The organism is Citrobacter sp. S55_ASV_140 (genome assembly GCF_018919505.1).
Taxonomy (GTDB): Bacteria; Pseudomonadota; Gammaproteobacteria; order Enterobacterales; family Enterobacteriaceae; genus Citrobacter; species Citrobacter werkmanii.
In genome coordinates, this window is the sequence record NZ_JAHLQZ010000393.1 from 1 (window position 1) to 1,076 (window position 1,076).

Genomic DNA, 1,076 nt, shown 5'->3' on the forward strand with positions numbered 1-1,076 from the left:
TCGGTGCCGACCATCGATCTGGCGGATGCGTCAGACAGCGGCAGCAGCAACAGCGACAACATCACCCGCGACACCACCCCGGCCTTCACGCTGGGCAGTATCGACGCCGATGTGACCAGCGTGCAGGTGCTGATCAACGGCACCGCTTACCCGGCGACACTGACGGACGGGACGTGGACCTTTACCGCCCCGGAGCTGGCGGACGGCGACTACAGCGTCACGGTGCAGGTGACCGACGACGCGGGGAACGTGCAGACCTCCACGGTGCTGGCCATGACGGTGGACACCAGCGTGGCGGCGCCGGTGATCACGCTGAGCGACGCCACCGGTACCCCCGGCGACAACCAGACTAACGACACCACCCCGGGCTTTGCCATCATCACGGAGAACGACGCCGTCAGCGTGATGGTGAGCATCGACGGCGGCACCCCGGTGGCGGCGACGAAGACCGCCGACGGGCAGTGGCATATTGACAGTACCGCGCTGGCCGACGGCGACCACACCATCGTGGCCACCGTCACCGACCTGGCCGGCAACACCGCGGACTCGGCCACCCTGACCTTTACGGTGGACACCACGCTGTCGGTGCCGACCATCGATCTGGCGGATGCGTCAGACAGCGGCAGCAGCAACAGCGACAACATCACCCGCGACACCACGCCGGCGTTCACGCTGGGCAGTATCGACGCCGATGTGACCAGCGTGCAGGTGCTGATCAACGGGACCGCTTACCCGGCGACACTGACGGACGGGACGTGGACCTTTACCGCGCCGGAACTGGCGGACGGGACGTACAGCGTCACGGTGCAGGTGACCGACGACGCGGGGAACGTGCAGACCTCCACCGCGCTGGCTGTGACGGTGGACACCCGCGTGGCGGCGCCGGTGATCACGCTGAGCGACGACACCGGCACCCCCGGCGACAACCAGACCCGCGACGCCACGCCGGGCTTCACTGTCAGCACCGATCCGGACGCGTTCAGCGTGATGGTGAGTATTGACGGCGGCACCCCGGTGGCGGCGACGAAGGCCGCCGACGGGCAGTGGCATATTGACAGCACCGCGCTGGCCGACGG

General features: G+C 68.0%; 1 protein-coding gene. It reads left to right on the forward strand.

Annotation, left to right across the window (positions count from 1 at the left end; all coding sequences use genetic code 11):
* Nucleotides 1–1,076, forward strand: a 1,076-nt coding sequence (locus tag KQJ18_RS24090) for an Ig-like domain-containing protein (RefSeq protein ID WP_216422966.1), incomplete at both ends; no start/stop codon positions are given.